Origin of the sequence: Falsiroseomonas oryziterrae (assembly GCF_021864505.1) — a bacterium.
Lineage (GTDB): Bacteria > Pseudomonadota > Alphaproteobacteria > Acetobacterales > Acetobacteraceae > Falsiroseomonas > Falsiroseomonas oryziterrae.
In genome coordinates this window covers 1-3,511 of sequence record NZ_JAKJIB010000387.1, presented here as the reverse complement: position 1 = coordinate 3,511, position 3,511 = coordinate 1, and the positions used below count along the sequence as shown (strand labels likewise).

Here is a 3,511-nt window from a genome sequence, read left to right as displayed (position 1 = left end):
ACGTAAGCTAGTGCCAGGAGCTCAGACGAGTGCTCTTCCGATCTCCCGCCGCGCCGGCGCTCGAGCCGATCTCGCCGCTCCTCGCCGCGGCCAATGCCGACACCGGCCGCCAGATCGCGCAGCGCGCCTGCGCGTCCTGCCACAACTTCGCGCAGGGCGGCCCGAACGGCGTCGGGCCGAACCTCTGGGGCATCGTCGGCGCGCCGCATGCGCGCGTGGCCGGCTTCAACTACTCCGCGGCGAACCGCGCCCTGGCCGACAAGCCCTGGGACTACGAGGCGCTGAACGCCTTCATCGCCCGCCCCTCCGCGGCGATGCCGGGCACGCGCATGGCCTTCGCGGGCATCGGCAACGCGCAGCAGCGCGCCGACCTGATCGCCTTCCTGCGCACGCTCGACGCCAACCCGAAGCCGCTGCCCTGATTCCCCACGACAACGCTGCGCGTTGCCGCGGGGGCCCCGGACTGGCGCTTCCTGTCGGCTGATGGCTCATCCTGTCGCGGCAAAGCCGCGACAGGGCACCGGCGGGGCGGAAGGGCGTCGGCGGTCACGGATCTGGTTGCCCTGTGGTGCTGGCTGAGGCGGAACGATGGCTGAGGCGGCGGATTTCCTGGGAGTGGCGGAAGCAGCCGCGGATCTTGCCGGGGCGGCGATCCGGCCGCTGTTCCGCTCCGCCCTGCTCGTCGAGGCCAAGGGCGACGCCAGCCCGGTGACTGAGGCCGACCGCGCCGCCGAGCGCGCCATCCGCGACCTGCTCGCCGCCATGGTCCCCGGCCACGGCGTGATCGGCGAGGAATACGGCAACAGCCGCGAGGACGCCGAGTGGGTCTGGGTGCTCGACCCGATCGACGGCACCCGCGCCTTCGTCACCGGCCGCCCTCTCTTCGGCACGCTGATCGGCCTGCTGCACCGCGGCGTCCCGGTGCTCGGCATCATGGACCAGCCCGTGACCGGCGAGCGCTGGATCGGCGTCGCCGGGCACCGCACGCGGCTGCATTCGCCGCTCGGCGGCACGCCGGGCTGCCGGCCCTGCGCGACGCTGGCCGAGGCCGAGCTGTCCTGCACCTCGCCCGACATGTTCGACACCGTGACCGCGCCGCGCTTCGGCGCCGTGAAGGCCGCCGCGCGGCGCACCACCTGGGGCGGCGACTGCATCGCCTACGGCCTGCTCGCGCTCGGCCTGGTGGACGTGGTGGTGGACGCCACGATGAAGCCCTGGGACTGGGCCGCGCTGGTGCCGATCATCGAGGGCGCCGGCGGCCGCTGCACCGAGTGGTCGGGCCGCCCGCTCCGCCTCGACGGCGACGGCACCGTGCTCGCGGTCGGCGACCCGGCGCTGTTGCCAAGCGTCTCGAAGCTGCTGGCCGGCTGACGCTGCGGTTGTCCGGGCAGGGGGGAACCCCCAAACTGTCGGTCATGCGCCGCCGCGACCTGCTCTCACTCTCCGCCGCCCTGGGACTGCCGCTCGGGCTCGCCGCCGGCACCTCGCCGGCCCGCGCCGCCGTGCCCGCGCCCGGCACCTCCCTGCCGGGGGGCGGCGTCCGCACCCACGCGCTCTCGCTGCTCGGCCCGCCCTCCCTGCCGGCAGACTTCACGCATTTCCCCTGGGCCAACCCCCAGGCGCCGAAGGGCGGCGAGGTGGTGCGCGCCGCGCTCGGCTCCTTCGACAGCTTCAACCCCTTCATCATCCGCGGCACGCCGGCCGTCGGGGCAGGCTTCGTCTTCGACACCCTGCTCCGCACCAATGCCGACGAGGCGGCCACCGCCTATGCCCATGTCGCGCAGTGGATCGACCTGCCGGCGGACGGCATGTCGGTCAGCTTCGAGCTGAACCCCGCGGCGCGCTGGCATGACGGGCGGCCGATCACCGCCGCCGACGTCGTCTGGACCTTCGACGCGCTGCGCCAGCACGGCCGCCCGCACTATCGCGCCTACTACGGCGACGTGGCGGAGGCGGTGGCCGAATCCGAGCGCCGCGTCACCTTCCGCTTCCGCTCCAGCGAGAACCGCGAGCTGCCGCTGATCTGCGGCGAGCTGCCGGTGCTGCCGCAGCACTGGTGGGCCAGCCGCGACTTCACCCGCCCGCTGCTCGAGGCGCCGCTCGGCTCCGGCCCCTACCGCGTGGAGCGCTTCGACGCCGGCCGCAGCGTGACCTACCGCCGGGTCGAGGACTGGTGGGCGCGCGACCTGCCGACGGCGCGCGGCCAGTTCAACTTCGGCGTCCAGCGCTTCGAGTACTTCCGCGACGACACCGTCGTGGTGGAGGCCTTCAAGGCGGGCCAGCTCGACCTCCGGCAGGAGAACGTCGCGCGCAACTGGGCGACCGCCTACGACTTCCCGGCGCGCCGCCGCGGGCTGGTGCGGCTCGAGGAGATCCCGCACGAGCTGCCGACGGGCATGCAGGCCTTCGCGATGAACCTCCGCCGCCCGCTGTTCCAGGACGCGCGCGTGCGCCGCGCGCTGATCGAGGTCTTCGACTTCGAGTTCCTCAACGCCAACATCTTCTTCGGCTCCTGGACGCGCACGCAGTCCTACTTCTCGAACTCCGAGCTGGCGTCGTCCGGCCTGCCGCAGGGCCGCGAGCTCGAGATCCTGGAGCGTTTCCGCGGCCGTGTCCCGGCCGAGGTCTTCACGCAGGAATACCGCCTGCCGGTCACCGACGGCTCGGGCAACAACCGCGAGGGCGTGCGGCGTGCGCTGGCGCTCCTGCAGCAGGCCGGCTGGCAGGTGCGCGACCGCCGCCTGGTCAACGCCCAGGGCCAGCGCTTCGAGTTCGAGATCCTGCTCAGCTCGCCCACCTTCGAGCGCGTCGCGGTACCCTTCACGCAATGGCTCGACCGCATCGGCATCACCGCGCGCGTGCGCACCGTGGACCCCGCGCAGTACCAGACGCGCATCGACGCCTTCGACTTCGACATGACCGTGGACGTGATCGGCCAGGGCTTCTCGCCAGGCAACGAGCAGCGCGGCTACTTCACCTGCGCCAAGGCGCAGGAGAACGGCAGCAACAACGTCGCCGGCATCTGCGACCCGGCGATCGACGAGCTGGTGGAGCTGGTGATCAACGCGCCCGACCGCGCGGAGCTCGTGGCGCGCACGCGCGCGCTGGACCGCGTGCTGCTCTGGAACAACTTCATGATCCCGAACTGGCACGGCCGCGTCTTCCGCATGGCCTTCTGGGACAGGTTCGGCCGGCCCGAACGCAGCCCGCGCTACGGCCTCGGGCTCGATGCCTGGTGGGTGGACCCGCAGCGCGACCGCGCGCTGGCCGAAGCCCGCCGCACGCTGTAGCCCGACGCCGGCAAGCCCCGTGGCCGCCTACATCCTCCGCCGCCTGATCCTGGTGGTGCCGACGCTGTTCGGCATCATCCTGATCAACTTCGCCGTCGTGCAGTTCGCCCCGGGCGGCCCGGTCGAGCAGATGCTGGCCGAGCTCCGCGGCGAGGGCGCGACGCTCGGGCGGCTCACCGGCGAAGGCGGCGGCGAGACGCGCCAGCCGGGCGGCAACGGCA

General features: G+C 73.0%; 3 protein-coding genes and 1 pseudogene. All 4 read left to right on the top strand.

The features are described 5' to 3' along the window. The first annotated feature begins 29 nt into the window (after positions 1-29). Entirely contained in the window at positions 30-422 is a 393-nt protein-coding gene (locus L2I40_RS20660) for a c-type cytochrome (RefSeq protein ID WP_237217058.1), read from the top strand. Positions 423-588: 166 nt separating this feature from the next. Next, positions 589-1,371 carry an inositol monophosphatase family protein gene (locus tag L2I40_RS20655; RefSeq protein ID WP_237217057.1) on the top strand — a complete coding sequence of 261 codons (783 nt, stop codon included), beginning with the start codon at positions 589-591 and terminating at the stop codon, positions 1,369-1,371. Between the two features lie 44 nt (positions 1,372-1,415). After that, positions 1,416-3,290, top strand: a complete 1,875-nt coding sequence (locus L2I40_RS20650; protein ID WP_237217056.1) for an extracellular solute-binding protein — start codon at positions 1,416-1,418, stop codon at positions 3,288-3,290. A gap of 19 nt (positions 3,291-3,309) precedes the next feature. Further along, a pseudogene (locus L2I40_RS20645) lies at positions 3,310-3,511 on the top strand (microcin ABC transporter permease); the annotation flags it as partial.

What these genes read in the sequence shown, in the direction of transcription:
- L2I40_RS20655 (WP_237217057.1), top strand. Translation starts at nt 589, where the DNA reads ATGGCTGAGGCGGCGGATTTCCTGGGAGTGGCGGAAGCAGCCGCGGAT.
- L2I40_RS20650 (WP_237217056.1), top strand. Translation starts at nt 1,416, where the DNA reads ATGCGCCGCCGCGACCTGCTCTCACTCTCCGCCGCCCTGGGACTGCCG.